The sequence below is a fragment of the Arthrobacter sp. genome (genome assembly GCF_031988865.1).
GTDB lineage: Bacteria > Actinomycetota > Actinomycetes > Actinomycetales > Micrococcaceae > Arthrobacter_B.
In genome coordinates, this window is record NZ_DALZXY010000001.1 from 58,731 (window position 1) to 83,661 (window position 24,931).

General features: G+C 65.4%; 22 protein-coding genes and 1 tRNA gene. 15 read left to right on the forward strand and 8 right to left on the reverse strand.

Going from position 1 to position 24,931, the window contains the following annotated elements; translation table 11 throughout:
• Positions 1-10: 10 nt before the first annotated feature.
• A complete protein-coding gene (locus RTN46_RS00335) occupies positions 11-2,365 on the reverse strand; it encodes a transglycosylase domain-containing protein (RefSeq protein ID WP_312178431.1) in 2,355 nt (784 codons plus the stop codon).
• A gap of 263 nt (positions 2,366-2,628) precedes the next feature.
• Here RTN46_RS00335 and RTN46_RS00340 point away from each other — a divergent pair, with 263 nt between their 5' ends.
• Complete coding sequence (locus tag RTN46_RS00340) at positions 2,629-3,222, forward strand: hypothetical protein (protein ID WP_312178433.1); 594 nt, start codon at positions 2,629-2,631, stop codon at positions 3,220-3,222.
• Positions 3,219-3,803 (forward strand): hypothetical protein, encoded by a 585-nt coding sequence (locus tag RTN46_RS00345; RefSeq protein WP_312178435.1) that lies wholly within the window; start codon positions 3,219-3,221, stop codon positions 3,801-3,803. Before RTN46_RS00340 ends, RTN46_RS00345 begins: the two co-directional genes overlap by 4 nt.
• A 94-nt stretch (positions 3,804-3,897) precedes the next feature.
• Here the strand turns inward: RTN46_RS00345 and RTN46_RS00350 are convergent, their stop codons facing one another.
• The 3 genes from RTN46_RS00350 to RTN46_RS00360 are packed head-to-tail and all read right to left on the reverse strand — an operon-like array spanning position 3,898 to position 8,295.
• Entirely contained in the window at positions 3,898-6,177 is a 2,280-nt protein-coding gene (locus RTN46_RS00350; RefSeq protein ID WP_312178437.1) for a glycoside hydrolase family 3 C-terminal domain-containing protein, read from the reverse strand.
• 28 nt (positions 6,178-6,205) lie between these two features.
• Positions 6,206-6,934, reverse strand: a complete 729-nt coding sequence (locus RTN46_RS00355) for a phosphatase PAP2 family protein (RefSeq protein ID WP_312178438.1) — start codon at positions 6,932-6,934, stop codon at positions 6,206-6,208.
• A gap of 44 nt (positions 6,935-6,978) precedes the next feature.
• Positions 6,979-8,295, reverse strand: a complete 1,317-nt coding sequence (locus tag RTN46_RS00360; RefSeq protein WP_312178439.1) for an MFS transporter — start codon at positions 8,293-8,295, stop codon at positions 6,979-6,981.
• A 102-nt stretch (positions 8,296-8,397) separates the two neighbouring features.
• On the opposite strand from RTN46_RS00360, the gene RTN46_RS00365 reads away from it, so the two are divergent.
• Entirely contained in the window at positions 8,398-9,000 is a 603-nt protein-coding gene (locus tag RTN46_RS00365; RefSeq protein WP_312178440.1) for a TetR/AcrR family transcriptional regulator, read from the forward strand.
• Positions 8,997-10,517: a carboxylesterase family protein gene (locus RTN46_RS00370; RefSeq protein WP_312178442.1), complete on the forward strand. Its 1,521-nt coding sequence runs from the start codon at positions 8,997-8,999 to the stop codon at positions 10,515-10,517. Before RTN46_RS00365 ends, RTN46_RS00370 begins: the two co-directional genes overlap by 4 nt.
• A 248-nt stretch (positions 10,518-10,765) precedes the next feature.
• On the opposite strand, the gene RTN46_RS00375 is transcribed toward RTN46_RS00370, so the two are convergent.
• Positions 10,766-10,838: transfer RNA gene (locus RTN46_RS00375), tRNA-Ala, on the reverse strand.
• A 193-nt stretch (positions 10,839-11,031) separates the two neighbouring features.
• Between RTN46_RS00375 and RTN46_RS00380 the strand changes: the two genes are divergently transcribed.
• Positions 11,032-11,439: a four-helix bundle copper-binding protein gene (locus tag RTN46_RS00380; RefSeq protein ID WP_312178444.1), complete on the forward strand. Its 408-nt coding sequence runs from the start codon at positions 11,032-11,034 to the stop codon at positions 11,437-11,439.
• A 27-nt stretch (positions 11,440-11,466) separates the two neighbouring features.
• On the opposite strand, the gene RTN46_RS00385 is transcribed toward RTN46_RS00380, so the two are convergent.
• On the reverse strand, positions 11,467-11,772 hold the full coding sequence (locus tag RTN46_RS00385; RefSeq protein ID WP_312178446.1) for a hypothetical protein: 306 nt from the start codon (positions 11,770-11,772) through the stop codon (positions 11,467-11,469).
• Positions 11,769-12,290 carry a mycothiol transferase gene (locus RTN46_RS00390; RefSeq protein WP_312178448.1) on the reverse strand — a complete coding sequence of 174 codons (522 nt, stop codon included), beginning with the start codon at positions 12,288-12,290 and terminating at the stop codon, positions 11,769-11,771. Before RTN46_RS00390 ends, RTN46_RS00385 begins: the two co-directional genes overlap by 4 nt.
• A 220-nt stretch (positions 12,291-12,510) precedes the next feature.
• Here RTN46_RS00390 and RTN46_RS00395 point away from each other — a divergent pair, with 220 nt between their 5' ends.
• From RTN46_RS00395 to RTN46_RS00425, 7 genes are all read left to right on the forward strand, one after another.
• Positions 12,511-12,735 (forward strand): hypothetical protein, encoded by a 225-nt coding sequence (locus tag RTN46_RS00395; RefSeq protein WP_312178449.1) that lies wholly within the window; start codon positions 12,511-12,513, stop codon positions 12,733-12,735.
• 105 nt (positions 12,736-12,840) lie between these two features.
• The gene (locus RTN46_RS00400; protein WP_312178450.1) at positions 12,841-13,554 is read left to right on the forward strand and encodes a helix-turn-helix domain-containing protein; all 714 of its coding nucleotides are present in this window, start codon (positions 12,841-12,843) and stop codon (positions 13,552-13,554) included.
• Positions 13,555-13,664: 110 nt separating this feature from the next.
• Entirely contained in the window at positions 13,665-15,587 is a 1,923-nt protein-coding gene (locus RTN46_RS00405; protein ID WP_312178451.1) for a heavy metal translocating P-type ATPase, read from the forward strand.
• A gap of 57 nt (positions 15,588-15,644) precedes the next feature.
• On the forward strand, positions 15,645-15,995 hold the full coding sequence (locus RTN46_RS00410; protein WP_312178452.1) for a nuclear transport factor 2 family protein: 351 nt from the start codon (positions 15,645-15,647) through the stop codon (positions 15,993-15,995).
• Between the two features lie 289 nt (positions 15,996-16,284).
• The gene (locus tag RTN46_RS00415; RefSeq protein WP_312178453.1) at positions 16,285-17,706 is read left to right on the forward strand and encodes an NAD(P)/FAD-dependent oxidoreductase; all 1,422 of its coding nucleotides are present in this window, start codon (positions 16,285-16,287) and stop codon (positions 17,704-17,706) included.
• A 2-nt stretch (positions 17,707-17,708) separates the two neighbouring features.
• On the forward strand, positions 17,709-17,903 hold the full coding sequence (locus tag RTN46_RS00420) for a hypothetical protein (protein WP_312178454.1): 195 nt from the start codon (positions 17,709-17,711) through the stop codon (positions 17,901-17,903).
• A complete protein-coding gene (locus RTN46_RS00425; protein WP_312178455.1) occupies positions 17,900-19,333 on the forward strand; it encodes a cytosine permease in 1,434 nt (477 codons plus the stop codon). The genes RTN46_RS00420 and RTN46_RS00425 overlap by 4 nt, the downstream gene beginning before the upstream one ends.
• Before the next feature lie 89 nt (positions 19,334-19,422).
• Here the strand turns inward: RTN46_RS00425 and RTN46_RS00430 are convergent, their stop codons facing one another.
• Positions 19,423-20,091, reverse strand: a complete 669-nt coding sequence (locus RTN46_RS00430) for a helix-turn-helix domain-containing protein (protein ID WP_312178456.1) — start codon at positions 20,089-20,091, stop codon at positions 19,423-19,425.
• A gap of 136 nt (positions 20,092-20,227) precedes the next feature.
• Here RTN46_RS00430 and RTN46_RS00435 point away from each other — a divergent pair, with 136 nt between their 5' ends.
• The 3 genes from RTN46_RS00435 to RTN46_RS00445 all read left to right on the forward strand — a co-directional run bounded on the left by RTN46_RS00435 (position 20,228) and on the right by RTN46_RS00445 (position 24,913).
• Positions 20,228-21,925 (forward strand): amidohydrolase family protein, encoded by a 1,698-nt coding sequence (locus tag RTN46_RS00435; protein WP_312178457.1) that lies wholly within the window; start codon positions 20,228-20,230, stop codon positions 21,923-21,925.
• Positions 21,926-22,018: 93 nt separating this feature from the next.
• Entirely contained in the window at positions 22,019-23,464 is a 1,446-nt protein-coding gene (locus RTN46_RS00440; protein ID WP_312178458.1) for an FAD-dependent oxidoreductase, read from the forward strand.
• A 42-nt stretch (positions 23,465-23,506) separates the two neighbouring features.
• The gene (locus RTN46_RS00445; protein ID WP_312178459.1) at positions 23,507-24,913 is read left to right on the forward strand and encodes an NAD-dependent succinate-semialdehyde dehydrogenase; all 1,407 of its coding nucleotides are present in this window, start codon (positions 23,507-23,509) and stop codon (positions 24,911-24,913) included.
• The last annotated feature ends 18 nt before the right edge of the window (positions 24,914-24,931 follow it).

Consider the following 24,931-nt stretch of genomic DNA (forward strand, 5'->3'; position numbering starts at 1 on the left):
CAGCCGGTGACTAAGGAGCCGCTGGCGGGGATGTGGTCGCCGGAGGAACGGTGGGAGCGCTTGGCTCCGGGGACGGCGCTTCTTCAGAAGGCTCGGGCTTCGGCTCCACGGGCGCCGGCTGGGTGGGCGCCACACTCGGCCGCGGCTTTGGAGTGGCCGACGGCGTTGCGTCCTTCTCCTCGTCCTTGTCGTCATCCGAGGCAGACGGGCTGGGGCTCGGGCTGGGGTTTGCCAGCAGGTTGCTTGGCGGGTTCGCGAATGGTTCGCCCGGATGCAGGTCGCCGGCCTGCAGCATGAACTTGGCCCAGGACGGAGCGGCAATCAGACCGCCGTCAATCTCGGGGTAGACCCGGCCGCCGATCTCCAGACCCGACAGGGACCCGGTCCCGGCCTTCCAGTTGCCGATCCAGCTGGCCGTCGCCATGCCGGAGTTGTATCCGATGAACCAGGTCTGCGAACGGGAGTCATTCGTACCGGTCTTGCCGGCCATGGGCTGGCCGCCGTAGTTCAGGAGTGAACCTGAACCGGACTTCATCACTTCCTGCGTCGCATAGTTCACCCCGCGGGCGGTCTCCTTGCTGATGACCTGCTCGCACTCGGGTTCGGGAACGTTGTAGGTGTCTCCGTTAGCGGCCTTGACCTCGAGCAGGGCACGGGGTTCACACACGTTGCCTTCGGCCGCGAAGCCAGCGAACGCCTGCGCCATAACCATCGGCGAAACATCCTCCACGCCGCCGATCAGTGCGGACGGGTTGACGGTCAGCGGCTCATTTTCTCCGGAGGCGCTTTTGCCGTTGTGGATGCCCATGGATTCCGCGATATTCATGATCCGGCAGAGGTCCAGCTGCTTCGCAGAGGCCATGGTGATGGTGTTGAACGACTGTGCCAGACCGCGAAGTACGGTGGCGTCGCCGTAGTTCATGTCGCCGTAGTTCTGCGGGTTGTATCCCTCGGCTGCATCAACTACGAAGTTGCCGCCGTCCAGGCAGCTGGCTGTCCAGCGGTCACCCTGCGGATAGGTCTTCTTGCGTCCGTCGAGCTGGGTATTCAGCGACTTGCCGGCGTCGACCCACGCCGCAACGGTGAACGGCTTGAAGGTCGAGCCCGGCTGGAACCCGCCCACGCCCCCGAGGCCCTTCTCCGGATCGCCGTCCTGGTACTGGTCCACGTTGAAGTTCAGCACGGAATCGCCCGGGTTCTCCCCGGGGTTGTACCGGGTGTTCTGGGCCATGGAGAGGATGTTTCCGGTGCCGGGTTCCAGGCTCACCATGGAGTGGCCGACTGCACCGTCAGTGGTGTCCGGGTTGGCGGTGTCGTTGACGGCGTCCTGCGCTGCCTGCTGCACCTGCGGATCCAAGGTGGTCTTGATGGTCAGCCCGGAGCGGTAGAGCACGGACGCGCGCTCTGCACGGGTGTCACCGAACTCTTCGCTGTTCAGGACCAGGTTTTCCACGTAGGCGCAGAAGTAAGGAGCCTGTTCGGCACCAACGCAGCCGTTCAGGGTGGGCGTGATGTTCAGGTCCAGCCCGGTAGCGACTGCGGCGTCGTGCTGGGCTTGGTCGATCTTGCCGTGCTCCAGCATGGTGCCGAGCACCAGGTTGCGCCGCTCCAGGGCGGCATCGGGATTGGTCTGCGGGTCGTACATACTCGGGCCATTCACCAAACCGGCGAGCAGCGCGCTCTCCTGGATGTTCAGGTCCAAGGCGTCCTTGTTGAAGAGGTACTTCGAGGCTGCCTGCACGCCGAAGGTGGTGCCCGTGAACTGCACGATGTTGAAGTAGCCCTCAAGGATTTCGTCCTTGGACATCTCGTTCTCCACCGCGATGGCCAGCCGGATCTCCCGGACCTTGTCGGAGATCCCCTTGCTGCCGCTGTAGGTCCCTTCCTCGCCCCGCTCTTTCGCGGAGTTGATCAGCACGTTGGTGACGAGCTGCTGCGTGATGGTGGAGGCGCCGCGGTTGGTTCCGCTGGAAATGTTACTGGCGAGCGCACCCATGATGCCCTCGACGTCCACACCGCCGTGTTCGTAGAACCGGTAGTCCTCGATGGCCAAGAGGGCATCCACCATGTGCGGAGAGACCTGGTCGAAGGTGATCGGCTGGCGGTTCTCCTCATAAAGGGTCGCGATCAGTGAGTCGTCGGCGGCCACGATCTTGGTGGGCGTCGCCAGGGTCGCCCGTTCCAGGTCAGCCGGCAGTCCATCGAAGAACTTGATAGACGCCGAAGCAGCGGAACCGGCACCCGCAGCCATGGGGACGAAAAGCGCAGCGACGAGAACGCCGCAGAGCACACTGACTCCCAGAAAGGAGAGCAGGCGTCCGAAGGTGGTTGCCGTGGTGAACACGGAGGATTTACGCGCAGCCATGATATGGGAGCATAACCCAGGAACCTAGGTTTTATTGGATTGGTTGCGCACCCAATACTTCGCACTACCGTTGCGCCAGAGCGGTTCTGGGAGATAATTTGCCGGCACGAAACGTGACCGGTTTCATGACCGGGCCTCTCCTGCACGGGGTTCAGCCGCGGTTCAATTAATCTTCCGCACCCCATGCCCCGCAGGGGTGTGCCGCTGCTAGACTCCTGCACACTTCCCTGTGAAGCCCGGAACCACCCCGGCCTAGGAGAATCATGGCTCGATTACTCCACGATCTGCGCCGCCTGCGAATGAGCGTCGATGGCAGGTTCAGGACCCTGCCGCCGCCCCGCGGCAACCACGAAGAAATCCATGCCCGCCTCAATACCGCGATGGGTTCCGCCAAAGCCGCTGGCCGGACGCTGGAGGAGCAGGAACGGGTCGCCGCCGAAGCGGCAGCACATTACGCCTCCGTAGCCGAGGCCTACCGGCTGCGCCGGGAAGCGGTGGAATCCGTGATCGCCGGCCCGTCGAATGCTTCGCAGTCCGCCCTGAGCCTGGCGGGAACTGCCCGGCGGATGCACACCTTGGCAGCGGACCGCGAAACCACGGCCACTGCCCATCTCGCGGAAATCCGTACCCAGAGGGAACGGGTCCAGCAGTTGATTTCCGATCTGCTGAAGGCACAGGCGCAGCTGCGGCTGGCAGTCACCGTGGAGCAGAGCCGGGCGCGGCTGGACGGGCTGGGCGGTCCTTCACCCACCGCCGCACCCGGGCCCGGGAATTCGTTTGACGAGGAACTGCGCGAAGCCACCCGGCTGGCGCGGGAAGCAGAAGCCCTGGCAGAGCTGAAAGGCGGATGGGCATGAGTGAAGAGTCGAGCGTGCGGGTTGGTGTTCCGTTTACCCCGCCGCGGTCCTATTCCGAGAAAGCCGTGAGCCGCCTCATTTTCACGGCTGCCGCGTTTGTGATCTTTGGCGGATTCAACGTCATAGCGGTCCTGCTGGCAATCCTGCTGGTGGTCTATCCACTCCTGATTGCCCGGGAACGCCTGGTTGTGCGTCCGCGCCGGGAGGAGAGCGAAACGGCAGCGCTGAACGACGCCGTCGCCCGCTTCTTCCCCGGCGCACCACAGCTGCGCCGCGAGCAGTGGCGGGCCCTGATGACGGCGCGGAAGGGCAAAACGTTCCGCTTCCCGGACGACGTCGGCGGGGAACTGCGGATGGTGCGGACCGGCCGCGCAGCCCTGGCCGAGCATTCGGCCATGGCTGGCCAGCCACTGCGCTCCCACAGCCCCAAACGCACGGAGATCGAGGTGACGTGCCGGTACGGCGACGTCGGGCTGACTGATTTCGACACCATCATGACTGCCTCGGGCCGGGACCCCAATATTGCCCGGGCCATCGCGGAAATCCGCCGGGGCTATCGCCACGGGCGCGAATCCGCGTAGTCACCGCCCGCTCGGGACGGAGCTGCAGGCCGTAAGGGGCCCGCTACCCGTTCCCGGGTAGCGGGCCCCTCACAGCTCTGAAGCCTAGGGGTGATTAGGCGCTGGCTTCATTCGCCATTGCCAGGAGCCCATCGACCTGTTCGGGAGAAAAGTCCTCACCCGCGAGCATGCCGATGCGGCCGATTGGGAAGGAGCCCATCATTTTCTCCATCTCCACGCCCTCCGGCAGGATCGACGCCGCACCTTCCATCGTCGCGGCCATCTGGGCCATGGCCTGCTGCATGATGGGCCCGGCAACGGGGTGCGCGAACACCTCAGCCAGGGAGGACTCCCGGGTGAGCGGCATGCGCAGGCTGTCGCCGTCCACTTCCACAGACGTGGCCGAGCGGATGTCCCTGCTGGAAGCAGCGACCTCAACCGTATAGGTGCCGCCTTCGACGACCCAGCGGTCTGCGGCGACGTGCCAGTAGGCGAGGTCAGAGCGACGGATAGTCAGAAGCACCTCGCGACTCTCCCCCGCGTCCAGCTCTACCACCTGGAACGCCTTGAGCTCGCGTTCCGGGCGCTGCACGCGGGACACCAGTCCGGTGTACGCCTGGACCACCTCGCGGCCCGCGCGGGGACCCGTGTTGGTCACCGTGACGCGCACCTCGACGTCGCCGTCAGCGGTCACGGAGGCCACGGCATCCCCGTATCCGAACGTCGTGTAGGACAGCCCATGACCGAACGGGAAAGCCACCTCGAGCCGGCGGGCGTCGTACCAGCGGTAACCCACGAACAACCCCTCGCCGTAGCGGACATGTCCCTGTTCACCGGGGAAGTTGAGGAAGGCAGGAGAGTCTTCCAGCCGCACGGGAATCGTCTCGGTCAGCTTCCCCGAAGGGTTCACCGTCCCGTAGAGGACATCCGCGGTCGCGCTGCCGCCGGCCTGTCCGAGCAGCCAGGCTTCGAGGATCGCGGGCACGCGGTCAGCGAAGGGAAGTGCCACCACACCACCGTTGGACAGCACGACGACGGTCCGCGGATTGGCGGCCAGCACGGCATCCAAGAGCGCCAGCTGGTCAGCGGGCAGATCGATGTCCTCCCGGTCGAAGCCCTCCGACTCCAGCCGTGCCGGGAGCCCAAGGAACACGACCGCCGTCTCGGCAGCAGCTGCGGCCGCCACGGCTTCCTCGCGCAGGGCCGCCGTCTCCTCCGCGGGAGCGGCTGCGGCCAGGCTGAAGCCCGGGGCGTAGGTAACCTCCGCGGTACTCACGGCACGGATACCCTCCAGCGCCGAATCCAGGCGCGTCGGGTTGATCATCGAGGAACCCGCCCCCTGGTATCGCGGCGTCTGCGCGAAGGCTCCGATGACCGCAACCGAAGTCTCCGCTGTCAGCGGCAGCACCGGGCCATCGTTCTTAAGCAGGACGATCGAGCGGCCTGCGGCCTCCCGTGCGAGAGCATGATGCGCCTCGACGTCCAGCGGACCGGCAACCCTCGGTGTGTCCTGCCAGCGCTTCGCGAGCGTCGCGATGCGGGCAGCCGCGGTATCCACGACGCCCTCGTCCAGGGAACCCTCGCGGACGGCGGCCACGATCTGCGCGTCGGTCACGCCGCCCGAAGACGGCATCTCGAGATCCAGGCCGGCGGCCAAGGCCTTAACCCGGTCGTTGACGGCTCCCCAGTCGGAAACAACGAGGCCTTCGAAGCCCCATTCATCGCGCAGCACCTGGTTAAGCAGGAAGGGGTCTTCCGAAGCGAACACCCCGTTAACGCGGTTGTAGGAGCACATCACCGTGTACGGCTGGGCGTCCTGGACAACCCGCTGGAAGCTGCGCAGGTAGATCTCGCGCAGCGGACGCGGGTCCACGTCGCTGGAGGAGCGCATGCGGTCCTCCTCCTGGTTGTTCGCCGCGAAGTGCTTCAGTGAGGTTCCGACGCCGGTTGACTGGGTGCCCTGCACGATGGCGGCGGCCATAACACCGGAGACAATCGGATCCTCCGAGAGGTACTCGAAGTTACGGCCGCACAGCGGGGACCGCTTGATGTTGGCTCCCGGGCCGAGGATCACTGCGACGTCTTCGATCGAGGACTCCACGCCCAGCGCCTTGCCGACACGGTAAGCGAGTTCGGTATCCCACGAGGAGCCGAGTCCCACTGCGGGCGGGAAGCACGTCGCCGGGACGCTGTCGCCGATGCCAAGGTGGTCGGCGCTGCCGCGCTGCTTGCGCAGGCCGTGCGGACCGTCGGTGACCATCACGGCCGGGATGCCGGCACGCTCAACGGCTTTGGTCGTCCAGAAGCTGGCGCCGCTGGTAAGCGACGCCTTTTCCTCAAGCGTGAGGTCTCCGATGGCTGCCTCTGCTCTCGCTCCGGTGGTGCGCTCGGTCATGTCTTCATCCTTCACTCTAGATTTCCATTCAGGCTGTTTGCCGGCTGCTGGGCTGCCGGTGGTGCAGGAACCATACGGGCCGGCCGTAGTCACTCTGGATCAGGGGCCAGAACGCCCACCACATCAACAGCGCCCCGGAAATCCCGGCCACTAGGCCGAAGAACGTATCGGAGAGCCAGTGTGCGTTGATGAGCGTCCTCTGCCACATCATGCCCAGCATGATGGCTGCGCCGATGATCCACCACACCCGGCGCACGATCCGTTGGCTGGCCGGGATAAGGGCCGCGATACCGAACACCAGCGCACCGGCGCTAACGGCGTGTCCGGATGGAAAGGACCCATGATCGACCTGGAACAGCGGTCCGAAGAGGCCCAGCGCTTCGTCGGCGGCGGGACGGGGACGGTTCACCAGGTTCTTCATGCCCTGTGAAAACAGGCCCGGTCCGACCAGGCTGGCGGTGAGGAAGAACAACCCCGAGCGCCAGCGCCCGACGACCGCGAGCCCGGCAGGGATCAGGATCAGGGTTAGCAGGGCGCCCCACGCCATGCCCAGGTGCTGGAAGAACATCGCCAGCGCCCCGGTGTGCGTGGTGCCGTCCGACGAGGCACCAACGAGCGCGCGCCACCAGTCGTCCAGCGGCTGCGTGAACGGTGCTGCAGCGTTCGTTCCGACCAGGACACCCATCAGTGCGAACGCGGCGAGCAGGCCAAGGGCCCACCACAGCATCGCCTTCGGCCGATGGGTGCCGGCTGCCATGGTATTCGCCGCCGTCGGCGTTGTGGACTCCGAACCTTGGCTGGTCAACGCACGGCCTTAATCGGCCAGACGGCGAAGGCGCCCAGAAGACTTAGGACGATGCCAACCGGGAACAGAGCGATGTAGCCGCCGAAACCCAGGATAATCAGGCCGGCGAACGCCGGGGCGATCGTCTGCGGCAGCGTGGCCGCGATATTGACGACGCCCAGGTCTTTCGCGAACGATTTCGCAGAGGGCAGGACCTCACTCATCAGGGCGGTGTCCACGGCCTGGAACATACCGAAACCCAGGCCGGAGACAAGGCTGAAGATTGCCCAGCCGGTGAAGTTCGGCATGAACATCGGAATCAGCAGGGCAACCCCAACCAGGGCCGAGGAGAGGAACACGAAGAGCTTGCGCCGCTGGAACTTGTCCGACAGCGGTCCCGCAATGAGCGTTGAGAGCACTATGCCGACGAGGTTGATGAGGCTGAACAGGGGAAGAGCGGCGAGGGCGCCGTCCTTTCCGAGTCCGATGTAGTCAGTCAGGATGAACAGCTGGTAGCCAACAACCGCAAAGTAGCCGGTGTACAGCAGCAGCCGTCCCGTGAAAGCCCAGAAGAAGTCGGGATGTTTGATCGGGCTGACCCAGAAAGTGCGGAGGAACTCGCCGGCATTGAACGGCTCCTTCTCCATCTCCTTACTGGAGTGGTCTGGGTTGAAGACAACGAACAGTGTCAACACGATGAGCGTGAAGCCGGCGAAGACGAGGTAGCCGAGCTGGATGTTGTTCGCGAACTGGGCCCCGAGGATGGAACCGCCGAGGGCACCGAGCATCAGTCCCAGGCCGGACAGGGCGGCGAAGGTCCCGCGGAGAGCGCGCGGAACACGATCCGGCATAACCGCGCTCAGCGGGCCCTGTGCAAAGTTGTACGCGACCTGAACGATGACCCAGCCGATGATGAGGCCGACCAGCGAATTAGCGAAGCCCATCGCCAGCAGGCCAAGGCCACCCACGAGGGCGCCGAGCACGAGCCACGGTGCACGGCGGCCGTACCGGCTGCGTGTTCGGTCGGAGATCTGCCCGGCAATCGGTTGGGCAAGCAGGGCCCCCAGGGCACCGAAGGTTCCCACGATCGCCAGGTTGGCTACCTTTTCCGCCTCTCCGAGCAGCTGGACCTGGAGTGGCATCAAGACACCGCCGACGGCCCCCCAGATCATAAACACCGAGAAGTTGGCCGGGACGATCCAGCCGAGAAGACGCTTCGGGGTTCCTCTCAGCAGAGGGGGCGGGTCATCCTGACCGGACGCCTCCTCGATGAACGCAATCTCGGCGGGCTCGGCATCGTTTAGAGGAAAGGCGGAGTCTGACGACGTTGTCATGTTGATTCCTTCGCTTGGACAGGCCTCATCCTTGGGGCCGTGGCCAAAACTGTATGGCATTCGGTATTGAGCCGCAAGGGGGTTCCGACATAGAGTCGAACCATGGTGCAACGGGGTTCATATGCGAAGGGCATCGCCAAGCGCGAGGAGATACTGGCAACGGCGCTGGAGGTGATCGCACGTGAGGGGTACCGCGGTGCTTCCGTGAAGGAACTCTCCGATGCGGTGGGGCTCAGCCCGGCAGGAGTGCTGCACTATTTCGACAGCAAGGACGAGCTCTTCACCGAGATCCTGCGCAAGCGGGACGACCTTGATGCCGAGACTTTCCACGCTGAGTCAGATACCGACTTGTTCCAGCTCTTCCTGCAGGTCATTCGCCACAACGCAGAAGTTCCCGGGCTCGTCGAGTTGTACACGCGCCTGAACGCCGAGGCCTCTTCTCCGGGGCACCCAGCACACCGTTTCTTCGCCGAACGCCGCGCATACATGCACACGTTGTTCAGCGGCATCTTCGAGGAAGGCAAACGCGCCGGACGCTACCCCGAGTCCCTCGACTCTTACTCGTTGGGCATTATCCTCACCGCCCTCGCCGACGGTCTGCAGACCCTGTGGCTGCAGGATCCCACCATCGATATGGCTGCCGAGATCGAGCGCCTGCTGACTTCCCTCGGCATCTTTTCCCACGAACGGAGCACTTCCGCATGACCACTGACCCAACCGACGTCAAAGCGGCTGACCAGACCACCGACCGCCCGATCGTCACGATCGACTCCGGCCAGGTCCAAGGCATTTGGCGCGGCACCTCTGCCGCCTTCCTGGGCATCCCTTTCGCCGAACCTCCCGTCGGCCCGCTTCGTTTCGAAGCACCCGTGCCGATCGCCGCGTGGGAAGGGGTCCGGGACGCCTCCCAGCTCGGGGCGACACCGCAGCGCAAGCAGCTCGCCGAAATCACGCTGATCCCGGAGCCATCCATCCCCGGTGACTCCACCCTCAACGTAAACGTCTACACGCCCGTCCCCGGCGAAACTGCCGCTGGTACTGCTGACGCCTTGCCGGTGCTGGTCTACATCCACGGCGGCGGCTACACCGCGGGTTCCCCGGCGAGCCCCTGGTACGACGGCCGTTCGTTCAACCGCGACGGCGTCGTCAGCGTGTCGATCTCCTACCGGCTCGGCTTCGACGGCTTCGGCTACATCGAGGGCGCTCCCTCCAACCGCGGCGTGCGGGACTGGCTGCTTGCCCTCGACTGGGTGCAGCGCAACATCGCAGCGTTCGGCGGCGACCCCTCCCGGGTAACCATCGCCGGACAGTCAGCCGGCGGCGGCGCGGTGCTGACGCTGCTCGGTATGCCGTCCGCGCAACACTTGTTCCAGTCGGTGTGGTGCCTCTCAGGTGCCGTCGTCGATGTGCCCGAGGCTCGCGCCAAGACCTTTGCCGATACCCTCGCGCGGCTCGCCGGAGTCGAGGCGACGCGCGACGGCTTCGCCTCCCTGCCGGAAACCCGCATCCTCGAGCTGCAGGATGCGGCCTCCAACCCGGAGAACCTGGACCCGATGGCGGGTGTCGCCGCAATGCTGAAGGACGGCCTGCCCTGGGGCCCAATGATCGACGGCGACCTGATCACCCAGCCGACTTTGGACTCGCTCCGCAGCGGAGTGGGCGGCGAGAAGCCGCTGGTACTGGGCGCCACGGACGACGAATTCACGATGGCTACGGACAGCGCGAAGAACAAACTGCGCTTTTTGCCGGCATCCCTCGTGCTCGGCAAGATGCTCACGGACCGCGGGACGCGGCGGGCCTACCTTGCCGCAAATAAGCCGCAGCGGCGCAAGGGAACCGCGGCCGTGCTGGGCCGCTTTATGACCGACAGCATGTTCCGGGCTCCAATCGTCCGGATCGCGGAAGCCCGCGGGTCCCACCCGACCTGGGTCTACCGGTTCTCCTGGGCCTCGCCGAAGCTCGGCTGGGCGGCCCACTGCCTCGACGTTCCGTTCTGGTTCGACTGCCTCGACGCCGACAAGGTCGACGCCATCGCCGGGGACAACCCGCCGCAGGCCCTGGCCGATACGCTGCACGGAGCCGCCGTCTCGCTCGTGTGCGAAGGCACCCCGGGCTGGCAGGCCTGGTCGTCCGCGCCCGGTGCGACACGCGTTTTCGGAGGCGAGTCCTCCGTTACGGAGACGCTCCCCGACGGCTACGCCGAAGTCCGCGCCCTCGTCTAAGCCGCTGCCGGAAGGAACCGTGCGCTCGCTCCGGGTCGGCCCGGGGGCCGGAGGGCCAACCGAGGCTGGAGGGCGCGGGGGGAAGGCGGCTTTAATAATCCTTGCGAGTCCTGCGAGCAGGGATTTTCGTTGCCGCCGTCCCGGGCCCTCCATCCGGAAGCCGGAATCCGGACCCGGACCCGGACCCGGACCCGGACCCGGACAAAGAAAAGCACCCCGGTCCGAAGACCGGGGTGCTTTCAAAACCGTGGAGCTTAGGGGAATCGAACCCCTGACCTTTTCATTGCGAACGAAACGCTCTACCAACTGAGCTAAAGCCCCGTACCACCACCTGCCGCACCGGATAACCGGCTTCGTCAGGCTACTTCGATTCTAAGCACTCGCCTAGACCGGGGGCAAAACATGCCCCTGCCGTTGAGGTCTCCGGAACGCCTTCGCTAGGCTCATGTGCAGTGCGCAGCCGGAGCGATTGCGTTACCGGTCCTGGCATCCGGATCCTCTCAAGGAGCACGCCATGAGCCTGATCAAAAACATGCTGACTTCCCATCCCGCCGGCAACTCCAACGTGGACATGAACGCGCTGGCCACCTGCATCGAAGCCTGCTTCGACTGCGTGCAGACCTGCACGGCCTGTGCCGATGCCTGCCTGAGCGAAGACATGCTCGGGGATATGGTCGGCTGCATCCGCACCGACCTGGACTGTGCCGAAGTCTGCGCTGCGACGGGAAAGGTCCTGGCCCGGGCGGGAAAGGACTATGCCTCAGTCGTTGACCTCGTGAACGCGTGTGCGGCCGCCTGCCGCCGGTGTGCCGAGGATTGCGAGCAGCATGCCTCAGCCCACGACCATTGCCGGATCTGCGCCCAGGCATGCCACCGCTGTGCTGCCGCCTGCGACGCGCTCCTGCTCACCATCGCGTCCTAGTCGCTGGCTCCCACCAGCGAGGAAGAGTCATCTCCGCGAGCGCATACCCCGCACCAGGATCCACACGAGCGGCGTCACCACGGCAATCAGCGCAATCGGATTGGGCCGGAACTCGGCCGCGCTGCCCTCGCGCCCGGCGTAAACGCCCAGCGGAATCACAACTCCTCCGCCTCCGCCGCCTCCATCGCCGTCGGCGTCTCCGCCGCCCCCGAACCCGGCCTGCACCAGGGCAACCGGCACAATCGTTTCCTCACCTACCTTGATGGGCTCACCGTAGGCCCGGCTGACAGCCACGGCGCGGAAGGTTTCGGCCAGCTTTTCGACAATGTTCATGACCCCATACTTCCCCCGGCGAACATGCCGCGGATATAGGCAGCCTGTCCGGCGTGTTCCAGACAGTCCGCCAACGAACTGATGAGCCGGGCACCGAGCGTCACCGGCGGATCCCAGGACCTGTCCACCACCTGGTCCAGGTCCGCGGGCGTCAGCCCCGAAACGAACGCCATCGTCCGCGCGTTCACGGCGTCGTAATAGCCCTGCAGCACCTCCGCGGACTGCACCTGGACCTTGGCGACTTCCCCGGAGGTGTGCCCGTACCCGGTGTCCTCCACAGCAAGTGGCAGCCCGACCCGGTGCGCCCACCCCTCCGCCGTCCAGGCCTGCTGGTGCCCGGCCACCGCCGCGATCTGGGCATCTTCGATCCGTGCCAGGTGCCAGATCAGCCACGCGATCGAGTTGCCTTCCGGGTACGGCCGGTGATTCAGCTGGTCCACGGGCAGTCCATGGAGCGCCCGCCGAACAGTTCCCGGCAGGCGGCCAAAAGCGTCAATAAGCAGGTCACTCGGTTCCATGGCACTCCCATACAGTCGAACTCCAGCAAAACTATGGACAACTGCGACGGCGACGGCGGCCGTCATCCGGGGATTGTTGACCTGCCGCAATCGTGCCAGTACCCCACCCCCTGTGGAAAGGGGCAGCCCCTACCAGGCCGCTGTCAGGAAATCCTCCGCGCGGGGCAGAAAGTCCCCAGCTGCCCATCGCAATGCGCCGCCCCCGTCCTAAACTGACCGCATGGAGTGGATTGATGAACGTCCAGCCTGGCTTCCTCCCATCCCTCCCCCGCACCGTGGACGGATCCGGATCATTCTGGGCATGCTGCTGGTCATCGGTGTGCTGGCCACTGTCCTGGTTACGGCTTTCTTCGGCGGGATCATCTCCATGTACCTCTGGTGGCCGCTTGCCGGCGGCCTGCTGCTCCTCGTCTCCGGGCTGCTGAGCCGCCGCAGGCTCCCCTGACACTGCGGCCCATCGCGGTTACGTTCGGCTGACTGCCCGCCTCATCGCGGCGGGGGCGCGATGCCGGGCGGAGGCCCGGCAGCGGCGTGAGCCTATGATTGGCGCATGACTTCTGCGTCCACGGGTGCCGGTTCCCAGTCCCAAACTCTCTCCCGCGGCCTTCAAGCACTTGAGCTCCTCGCCGAGTCGGAGGCGCCCCTGAGCATCGCCGACCTGTCCACCGGGCTGGGGGTCCACCGGTCCATCGCCTACCGGATCCTGCGCACCCTGGAAGCGCACTCGCTGGTGATGCGCGACGACGCCGGCCGGGTCTCTGCGGCACCCGGACTGGCCGCGCTGGCCCGGGGAGTGTCCCGCGACCTGCAGTCCGCCGCCCTGCCGGAGCTCACCATTCTGGCGAACGAATTGTCCATGACGGCTTTTATCGCGGTGTGGGATCAGCACGACTGCGTCACCCTGGTGACAGTGGAACCCCGGCACAGCCGCACCGCCCTGATCCAGCGGCCCGGTACTAGGCACTCCTTCACTGCCGGAGCGCCGGGGATCGCCATCCAGTCCGCAGTGACCGAAGAGCATTGGAACCGGCTGGCCCCGGGCCAGCCCTACCGCGCGGAAGCAAAGCTCGCCCGCCGGCGCGGCTACGCCACCAGCTTCAGCGAGGTGATCGACGGCGTCGGCTCCGTTGCGGCGCCGATCAGTGTTCCCGGCCAGCTCCCGGCGTCGTTGTCCGTGGTGTACTTCGGGTCCGGCAAAGACGAGGCAGCCATCGGGGCCCGGCTGGTGGACAGCGCCGGGCAGATCGAGACGCAGCTGCACTAGGGGGCCGGGGCTCCGGGCAGCCGGTTTACAGCCCACGGGTTCCGTGCAGCCGGGGTTAGGCAAGCATTCGCTTGCTGGAAAAGACGTATCCAGAGGCCTAAAACGGGAGTATGGCCTTTAACCGTGCGTCTGTTGGCCGCGCCCTGCGCCGTTATCCCGTAGTCGCCGCGACCATTGTCGTGCTCACCGTCGTCCTACTCCTGGAAACCGGCGCACCAGCGGCGGCCCAGTGGATTGCCAGCCTCTATGTCCTCGGCGTTGTGGTGCTTACCGGCGTCGGCATGGTCCGGGACATGATGCGCGGGCACTGGGGCCTGGACATCCTCGCCGTCGTCGCCATGCTCGCCACCATTGCGGTCGGAGAGTACATCGCGGCGCTGATCATTGTCCTGATGCTCTCCGGTGGCGAAGCGCTGGAGGTGTACGCCGCCGGCCGGGCCAAAGGCGAGCTGAATGCGCTGCTGGACCGTGCACCCCAGCTCGCCCACCGCCTGCCCTCGGATGCGGACACCGGCGGACACCACACCGGCGCGGCGGAGGACATCCCGGCCACCGAAGTGACAGCCGGCGATGTGCTGCTGGTCAAGCCCGCGGAAGTCGTCCCGGTGGACGGCGTGCTGCTTTCCGAGGCCGCATCCTTCGACGAATCCTCACTGACCGGCGAATCCCTGCCGGTTGCGCGTACCACGGGCGAATCAGTGATGAGCGGCTCCGTGAACGGCACCCTGGCGGTCCGGATGCGTGCCACCGCAACGACGGCGGACAGCCAGTACCAGCGCATTGTGTCCCTGGTGCAGGCCGCAGCTGATTCGAAGGCTCCGGTGGTCCGGCTGGCGGACCGGTTCGCTGTTCCGTTCACGGTGGTTTCGCTGCTGATCGCTGGAATCGCCTGGGCCGTTTCCGGGGACCCCGTCCGGTTCGCCGAAGTGCTGGTGCTGGCCACCCCGTGCCCGCTGTTGATCGCCGCTCCCGTGGCGTTCATCGGCGGGATGAGCCGGGCCGCCGGCAACGGCGTTATCGTCAAGGGAGGCGCCACCCTCGAACAGCTCTCCCGCGCGCAGACCGCCGCCTTCGACAAGACCGGAACCCTGACCTATGGCCGTCCGGAGCTCGTGGCGGTGAATCCGGAGCCTGGCTTCAGCGCCGATGAACTCCTGGCACTGGCCGCTTCCGCTGAACAGTATTCCTCCCATGTCCTGGCCGCCTCCGTCCTCACGGCCGCTCGCGCACGGGGACTCGTCCCCAGCCCGGCGGATACTGCCCAGGAGGTGGCCACCAACGGCGTCGAAGCGCAGATCGGCGGCCGGACCGTGCGGGTCGGCAAACACCGGTTCATCGCCGAGGCGGATCCGCAGACGCGTTCCGTCAGCCTCTCCCCCGGGCAGATGGGCGTCTACCTCAGCGTGGACGGCCGCTTTGCGGGCACCCTGGTCATGAGCGATACCGCGCGGACCAACGCCGCAGACACCGTGGCTGCCCTCCGGGCCCTGGGCATCCGGGAAACACTGATGCTCACCGGTGACGGCGCCGTCACTGCCCAGAGCATGGGCTCCACCGTGGGCATTACCGACATCCGCTCCGAGCTGCTGCCGGAGGACAAAGTGCAGGCCGTGGCCGGGCTGCCGCTGCGCCCGGTGATCATGGTGGGCGACGGCGTCAACGATGCGCCAGTACTCGCGGCGGCCGACGTCGGCATCGCCATGGGAGCGCGCGGTTCCACTGCGGCGAGCGAGTCAGCCGACGTCGTGATCGTGGCCGATGACTTCTCCAAGGTGGCGGAGGCCGTGCGGATCGGCCAGCGGACCATGCGGGTGGCCCTCGGCAGCATCTGGCTCGGAATCGGCCTCAGCGTGGCCTTGATGCTGGTGGCGTCCTTCGGCTTCATTCCGGCCGTCGCCGGCGCTTTGACCCAGGAACTGGTGGATCTGGCTGCGATCCTCAACGCGCTGCGGGCACTGCATGGGCGGAAGTTGTTCCGGCGGGAAGCAAAAACGACTACCGTAAATTCCACCCCAGTATCCGGTTCCATCTAAGCGGGTCCCTGCTTCTCCAGGCGGGCACTGACCCAGCAGTGGAAGGAGAGCCGTCAAGTGAGCAACCAGGAGCATCTCGTCCGCCGTTACATGGACGGATTCCAGCGCAGCGACCACCCGGCGATTCTCGCGTGCCTCACTGACGACGTGGTCTGGCGGATCTATGGCGTCCGGACGACTCGGGGCAAGACGGCGTTCGACAAGGAGATTGAGACTCCCGGTTTTGAGGGCAGCACGGACTACAGCGTCGAGCGGACCGTCAGCTCCGGTGACACCACCGTCATCACGGGCACCGGCCACGGCCGCCACGTCACCACCGGACCGTTCCAGTTTGCCTTCAGCGACGTCTTCACCTTCCGCGATGGGCTAATCAGCCAGGTGGACTCCTACGTGGTGCCGCTTCCCTAGCTGAAACCGGCCGGAGACCCGGCCTGTGTTCCGCGGACCCGCCCCTTCGCCCGCACCCCCGCTCCCCCATCACCCGCCCTCTCCGCAGCCGTGCCCTGGCCTGCGGCATGGCACCGTAGCAGATACCCCTCCGTCATGCACTCTGTCAACGGCAATGACAGTGTTGTAGACACCAGAACGCCTGTCGCCTACAGTGTGATTCGAGACACGCCCACATCGTTTTCGCCGGCTCCCCGAGGAGACCGCCCAAACACATTGGCACCCGCCCCTAATCCGGAGGAAAAACGTCATGCAGAAAAGAGACCTTCAAATGGTGGATGCCGTGAAGCCAGGCCTTTCCCGGCGAACCCTGCTCGTGGCAGGCATGGGAACAGCTGCAGGCGTGCTGCTCACCGCAGGAGCCAAGCCCGGAGCCGGCAACGCGTCGGACAACCGGATGTGGGACGCGATCGTCATTGGCGCAGGGGCGGCAGGGCTGGGCGCAGCACGCAAACTCGCCGACTCAGGCAAGCGGGTCCTGGTCATCGAAGCACGGAACCGCATTGGCGGACGCATGTGGACCGACCGCACCTCGCTGAGCATCCCGCATGAGCGCGGCGCAGAGATTGTGCATGGTCACGATGTATCCACTTGGGAACTCATCAACAAGCAAAACCTGAAAACGCATCGCTGGGAAGACAAGTTTGCCAAGGCGAATGTGGGTGACGAATCCTGGATCAACGCGAAGGACTTCGAGAGCTTCCACTTCCCCCAGGGCGCACCGTCCTTCCCCGGTGGCCTTCCGCAGCCTTTCCCCGGAGAAAAAGCCGAAGCCTGGCTGAACCGGATCGGTATCCCGCGCTCCAACTACCCCATTTCATTCCTGGTCGCCGAGGGCGACTCGGTGCAGTTCGACGAGCTGCCCGCCGAATGGGCCGTTGGCGACGTCGAATTCGCCCTTGAAATGCAGCAGTACTCCGGCCGGATGCCTGAGGAGGCCTACGGCGACTACCGGGTCATCGGCGGGTACGACCAAGTGCTTGCCCCTCTGGCCCAAGGTATTTCGCTCCGGCTCTCCAGCCCGGTGCACACCATTGACTACCGGAAGAACCGCGTTGATGTCCACACCAGCAACGGTTCGTTCAAAGCACGCGTGGTGGTTCTCGCCGTTCCCGGCGGAGTGCTGAAATCCGAGGCCATCACCTTCAACCCGCCGCTGCCGGCCGGACGCCAGGCCGCCATCAACGAGATCAGCTACCTGCCAGTCTTCAAGGACATCCTCGAATTCTCCCAGCCCGTTGTTCCGGCTGATGCCACCCTGCCGAGGCGCTGGGACGTCGCCGCAATGTTCTCCGAGAACCCTCCCACGCTGTGGGACGCCTCCAGGGGCACCCCGGGATTCAGCGGCCAGCTCATTGTCGCGTGGATGACGGGCGGCGCTGCCCAGGAGCTGCTCAACCTGTCCGAGGCCGAGCGCCATCAGGCATCCCTCGAGACCGTCCGCAAGTTCGCGGGCGATCCGGGGCTCCAAAACCTGCGGGCTTCCACATACGACTGGTCCAAGGACCAGTACGCACTCGGCGCCTACCCGGGCCCGTTCTCCCGCCGCAGCGGATTGTCCGATCCGGTCGGCGGCGTACTCTTCTGGGCCGGCATGACTACAAGCACTATCCATACTTCGCGTGACTCAGGCACCCGGGCCGCCGATCAGGCACTGGCGGCATTGAAGTGAGCATGAGCGCAAATAACGAGAAACAACTGGAGGAAAACATGGTGGAAATTCCGGAGCGGGAGCGCAGGCTCAGGATCTTGGAGTCCCCGCAGAAGCTGGACAGCCGCTTTGGCTGGTCTGAGTTTGCAGTACTGTCCGTTGTCGGCCTTGTTGTTCCGGCAGTGCTGGTCGTACTCGGTTGGACGGCTGGAGCATGAGCACGACGGCGCCCCAGGTCACTGAACAGTATGAAAGCAGCATGCCCCTGGACCCCTCGGAGAAAACCTGGGGGCCCCTTGCCATCTTCGGCAACACATCCTCCGCGGCCGTTGCTACCTGGTGCTTTATTAGCGGCGGCTTCGTAGCTGCCTATCTCGGAGCCACGCAGGGGGCGCTGGCCGTCACCGCCGGAACCCTGATCGGCGTTTTCGTCGTCCTGCTCGCCTCGCTGCCCGCAGCCGGACGGTACGGAGTCGAGGCCGTCCGGTCAACGCGCACCATCTTCGGCGCACGCGGCGCGTTCCTGACCGTCATCCTGACGCTGATCATCCTGGTCGGGTGGAACTCGGTGCTCATGATTGCCCTCGCTGACGCTTCCTCTGCCGCCCTGGTCCTGATGGGCGCGCTGGCGGAGTCGCACGCCGCCGTCTCGGCCCCCATCTTTGCCATCCTTGGGGTCGCGGCAGTGTTCCTGCTGCTGCGCCGCGGCAATGCCACGCTGCGGTGGGCGGGGCCTGTCGTAGCAATCACCGTGCTGATCCTCGCACTCTGGATGGGCGTTGTCTTTATGGTCCGCTTCGGCGCAGAGGGGATCCTCGCCGCGCCGGCACTTGCCCCGCTGCCCGAGAACAGCACCAACTTCATGCTGACGATCGAGCTGGGTATCGCCGGCGGGCTAGCCTGGTGGCCGTACGTCGGCGGCCTGACGCGAAATGCCAAGAGCACCCGGACCGCCGTGATCCCCAGCGTCCTCGGCCTCGGCGCGATGATGTCCCTGGTGCTGGTCATCGGCTTGATCGCCGCACTGGTGGTGCCCGAATCCGCTGGTGACCCGACAGCGTTCCTGATTGGCGTTGGCGGCCCGGTCTTCGGCATTGTGGCACTGCTGTTCCTGGTGCTGGCAAACATCGGAACGATCATGGTCGGCGCCTACTCGGCAGCTCTCGGACTCAAGCAGCTGCCGGCCATCGACCGCCGGATTTCCTGGCCGGCCGCGGTGTTGCTGGTGATGGCTCCGGTCCTGATCATCGCGGTATTCCTCGCCGAACCGTTTATGGCCAACTACGGAGCTTTTATCACCCTGGCCGGTATCCTGCTGGGGCCGATCTGTGGCATGCAGATCGTTGACTACTATCTGGTCCGCCGGCAGGAGCTGGACGTCCGCTCGCTGTACTCAATGGACGGCACCGGCCAGTACTGGTACTTCGGCGGTTACAACCCCGCGGGCATCGTGGGCCTGGCGGCCGGCATGGGCACGTACCTGGCCCTGATGAACCCCTTCACCTACGAGCCCGTCATTGATATCGGGATCCTCTCAGCCGCTATCCCCGGCGTCATCGTGGCAGGAATCGTCTACTACGTGATTCTGCGCGCGGTCCCGACGCTGTGGGCCAGCCGGCAGATCAAAGCTCTGAGCATGTCCAGCTAACCGGACCGTTCAGAACGGCACTACAGCCAGAGGGCCCCTGATCCACCGGATCAGGGGCCCTCTGGCTTACCACCACGCCGAACCTGTTGCTAGGCCGGGACCTTCTCGCGGGCAGCATGCACGATCTGCTGCACACCGGCCAAGAAAATCTCCCGGCGGTCAATTTCGAGCACCTGGTCGCGGATCGAGGAGACCAGCGGGTTCCGTTCCTGGTCCACCAGCAACGGGCCGGTAAACCACTCCCGGGACAGTGCGTCGGGCGCTTCCGCTTGGTCCCGTGCCTGCCCGGCCGCCCCCGCCAGCACATAGGCGCCGTAAACGGCATATTGCTTGACCAGCGTCTGGCCGTGCAGCCCCGCCTGGGTGAAACAGTCCAGGATCAGCTCCATGCAGTCGAGCTCACCCTGCCCGCCGGTGGTGAGCGAAGTTGCCGTGACGGCAATGGCAGGAAACTCCAGGAAGGTATCGAGGGTGGCGGCCGCGAATTCGGTCAGGCAGTCCTCCCACTGATCAACCGGAGTTGAGACCTTGGCATGGGAGATCAGGAGAATACGGTCCAGCAGTTCCTGCATCAGGCTTTCCTTGCTTCGGAAATGCCGGTATACCGCGGTGGGGTCCACCCCGACTTCCTTGCCGAGGTCCCGATAGGTCAGGGAGAGAGTATGCGGGCGCGAGGCCAGACGCAGCGCTGCGTCGACAAAAATCTCCCGGTCCAGGGTTACCTTGGGTGAGCGGCCGCCACCTGACCTGCCTGCCATCCACGTCTCCGTCCTGCCCCCACGGAGGGCTGGTTTGCTCTCCGCACACTCTACCTCCGTTAACTGACAACGGGCCGGTCAACAAGATTGACATGCTTGTTGACTGCGCTCTAGTGTCAGAGGGATAACCCGAGAGATGAAGGTCACAGTGCAGAATTTGGCGGATGTTGTATTTCGCGGCGGCAGTATCTTTACCGGCGCACCGAAACCAGTACAAGGACTTGCTCTGGTGGTGCGTGCCGGCCGCATTTGCGCGCTTGTGCCGGACAGCGACCTGGCCCCGTACATCGGAGCTGACACGGAAATTGTGGAGCTGCACGGCGACCTGCTGCTGCCGGGCTTCCAGGACGCGCATATCCACCCCGCCCAGGGTGGCGTCGAGCTGCTGCAATGCAATCTGACGCCCGCCGCAAACGCGGAGGAAGCCGTGGCACTCATCGCTGCCTATGCGGCCGCGAACCCTGATGTGCCGTGGATTGAGGGCGGCGGCTGGTCCATGGACCACTACCCGGGCGGCACCCCGCTGGCTGCCATGATCGACGCCGTCGTACCGGACCGCCCCGTGTCCCTGAGCAGCCGCGACCACCATTCCCTCTGGGCCAACAGTGCCGCGTTCCGGGCTGCAGGAATCGATGCCAGCACCCCCGACCCGGAAGACGGGCGCATTGAACGCCTCGCGGATGGCTCCCCCGCCGGAACCCTGCACGAAGGTGCTGCGGGCCTGATCGAGGCCCATTCCCCGGTGGTCAGTGAAGAGCTGCTGGTTGCCGGCCTGCTGCGGGCTCAGGATGACCTCCTCGCCCAGGGCATCACCGGCTGGCAGGACGCACTGGTCGGCGGCTTCGCCGGAATCCCCGATACCCGCGTGGCCTATGAAAGGGCCCTTGCCAAAGGCCAGCTGAAGGCCCGGGTCCGCGGTGCCCTGTGGTGGGAACGCAGCCAGGGGCTCGAGCAGCTGGACAGCCTGATCGAACGGCGTGCCACAGCCGAGGCGCTGGGACAGCCCGAGCGCTTCAGCCTGGGCACCGTGAAGATCATGGTTGACGGCATTGCCGAAAACTTCACGGCGTCCATGATGGATTCCTACCGTGACTGCCACGGGCACGATACCGGCAACAAGGGCCTGTCCTTCATCTCCGCCGATGACCTGGCGACCTATGTGACTGCCCTGGACGCAGCGGGCTTCCAGGTACATTTCCACGCCCTGGGCGACCGTGCGGTGCGCGATGCCCTCAACGCCGTCGAGGCCGCGCGGAAGGCCAACGGTCCCAGTGGGCTGCGGCATCACCTGGCACACCTGCAGATCGTGTCCGAACAGGACACCGGCCGTTTTGCCGAGCTTGGCGCAACCGCGAATCTTCAGCCGCTGTGGGCCCGGCACGAAGCCCAGATCGATGAGCTGACCCTGCCGTTTATGCCGGCCAGTGCCAAAGACCGCCAGTACCCGTTCGGGGAACTGCATGCCCGCGGCGCACGGCTGGCAGCCGGGAGCGACTGGCCGGTCTCCAGCGCCGACCCAATTGCCGGCGTGCACGTCGCCGTCAACCGCATTGCGGCCGGCCTGGACCGCGAACCGCTCGGCGGTGAGATCCAGCGGCTGGATCTGGCGACGGCACTGTCCGCCTACACCTCCGGGACGGCGTATGTGAACCACCGCGATTCGGAGACCGGACGCCTGGCCCCCGGCTACTACGCAGACCTCACCGTCGTTTCCCCGGATCCCTTCGGCGTTCCGGCCAGCGAGATCCACCGCAGCCGCGTCGTCTCCACCTGGATCGACGGACAGTGTGTCTACGCCGCGGCCGAAGACGCCGTTCCGCAGGAAAACCGCTGACGCTTGCCTTCCACCGCCCGCTAACCAGGCAGCCCCGCTGCCCACGGGCTCAGCGGTCCCGCAACACCGCGCACACCCCCAGAGAAAGAGATCATGCTTAAATCAACACCGACGTTCTTCGAGAACGCCGAACGCACCATTGACCCGGCACTTTGCGCTGCGTCCCTGCAGGACACCAAGCGGGACGTTTACTGGCTTGATACTCCCAACCGCCCCGGCGCCCTGCCGCCGCTGGCTGGGGATGCCAGCTGCGATCTCCTCGTCGTCGGTGGTGGCTACACCGGACTGTGGACTGCCCTGCAGGCCAAGGAGCGCAACCCGGAGACCGACGTCGTGCTGATCGACGCCGGCCGGGTCGCTGCTGAAGCGTCGGGCCGCAACGGCGGATTCTGCGAAGCCAGCCTGGTCCACGGCGAGTCCAACGGCGAGCAGCACCTGCCGGAGGAAAACGAACGCCTGACGGAGCTCGGCCTCGAAAACCTCGCCGAACTTATCGCCACCCTCGAGCGCTATGGCATCGACTGCGACCTCTATGAGAGCGGCACTGTGGCTGTCTCCACCGAACCGCACCAGGACGCCTGGCTGCGTGAAGCGGACAACGGCAAGGACCAGCAGTACCTGGACACCGAGACTGTCCGCGGCATGGTTAAGTCGGATGCGTTTATCTCCGGTTTGTGGAGCCGCGAGAACACGGTCCTGGTGAATCCGGCGAAGCTGGCATGGGGCCTGCTTGAAGCCTGCCTGAAACTGGGCGTGCGCGTGCATGAGCAGACCGCTGCCACCGGTATCTCGGATGCCGGGAACCAGGTCACCGTGGAAACCTCCCGGGGCAAGGTCCGCGCCGGAAAGGTTGCACTGGCGACAAATGCGTTCTCACCCCTGCTCAAGCGCCACTCCCTGATGACAGTTCCCGTCTACGACTACGCACTGATGACGGAGCCCCTCACCGCCGAGCAGCGCGAGGCCATCGGCTGGGAGACCCTGCACGGACTGACCGATCTGCACAACAGGTTCCATTACTCGCGTCCGATCGTTGACGAGAACGGTGATTTCCGGATCCTTTACGGCGGCTTCGATGCCCTGTACAAGTTCGGCGGCAAGATCAAACCCGAGAACTACCACAGCGAATCAACCTATTCCCGGCTGGCCGCCCACTTCTTCGCGACTTTCCCGGCCCTCACCGGGCTGAAGTTCTCCCACGCCTGGGGCGGTGTGATCGATACGTCCAGCCGCTTCTTTGCGTTCTTCGACACCGCGTACAAGGGGAAAGTTGCCTCCTGCGCAGGGTTCACGGGCCTCGGCGTTGGAGCCTCCCGCTTCGGTGCGCGAGTCATGCTTGACCTGCTCTCGGGGGAAAAGACGGAAATCACGGAACTGGAAATGGTGCGCAAGAAGCCGCTGCCGTTCCCGCCGGAACCGATTGCCTGGGTAGGAGTCCAGGCCATGACCGCTGCCCTGGCGCGTGCGGACCGCCGCGAGGGCAAGCGCGGTCTGCTCCTGAAGACCATGGACGCCGTCGGCATGGGCTTCGACTCCTAAACGCTTTCCACCATCTTTATCCACTTTCAAAGGAGAAAAGCAGTGAGTACTTCCAACACCGCCACGTCCACCCGCCCGGGTTACCGGGTCCAAAATCCCGCTACCGGTGAGGTGCTCGAAGAGTTCCCCACCGCCACTGACACCGAGGTCCAGGAAGCCCTGACCAAGTCCCAGGCCGCGTACCTGGCCTGGCAGGAAGTGCCGATCACCGAACGGGCCAAGGTTGTGTCCCGCATCGCGGAACTGTTCGCCGAGCGGGCCGATGAGCTGGCCGCGATCATTACCGAGGAAATGGGCAAGCCGCTGCCCGAGTCCAAGGGTGAAGCAGCGTTCTGCACGGACATCTTCGCCTACTTCGCCACAGAAGGTCCGGCTCTTGCCGCGGACCGGGAGATCAATAACATCGGCGGCGGCCGTGCCGTGATCCAGACCCGCCCGGTTGGGCCGCTGCTGGGCATCATGCCGTGGAACTACCCCTACTACCAGGTGGCCCGGTTCGCTGCGCCCAACCTGATGCTGGGCAACACGATCATCCTCAAGCACGCCAACAACTGCCCCCGCTCGGCGCTGGCTATCCAGAAGATCATGGATGACGCCGGTGTGCCGGAGGGTGTGTACATCAACCTGTTCGCCAACCATGCGCAGATCGCCGACATCATCGCCGATCCCCGCGTCCAGGGTGTTTCCCTGACCGGTTCCGAGCGCGCCGGCGCGATTGTTGGTTCGCTGGCGGGCCAGAACCTCAAGAAGGCCGTGCTGGAGCTCGGCGGCTCGGATCCGTACGTCCTGCTGGACAGTGAAGATGTTAAGGCCGCTGCCGAGATGGCCTGGGCTGTCCGGACGGAGAACACGGGCCAGGCCTGCAACTCCAACAAGCGCATGATCGTCATGGAGGACATCTATGACGAGTTCGTGGCCGAACTGACTTCCCTGGCCACCGGCTTGGAGCCCCGGGACCCGGCGACCGACGTCGAACGGACCTACACGCCGATGTCCTCCCGTGCGGGTGCGGAAGAACTGGTGGAGCAGCTGCAGGACGCCGTGGACAAGGGTGCCACCCTGCACGTCGGCGGTACCCTGCAGGACGGGCCCGGCGCCTACTTCGCACCTGCCGTCCTCACCGGTGTCACCGAGGAGATGCGTGCCTACCGCGAAGAGCTCTTTGGCCCGGTAGCCATGGTCTTCAAGGTTTCCAGCGATGAGGAAGCACTCCGCCTGGCAAATGACTCCATTTACGGGCTGGGCGGCGCGGTGTTCGCTAAGGATGAAGAGCGCGCCCGCAAGTTCGCCGAGCGCCTCGAGGTGGGGATGGCCTTCGTCAACTCTCCCGAAGGGGAAAGCGCCAGCATGCCCTTCGGCGGCGTGAAGCGCTCCGGTTTCGGCCGTGAACTTGGTCCGCTGGGCATGGATGAGTTCGTCAACAAGCGCCTCTTCTACATCGGCGAGTAGCCAACACAGCGAAGGGCG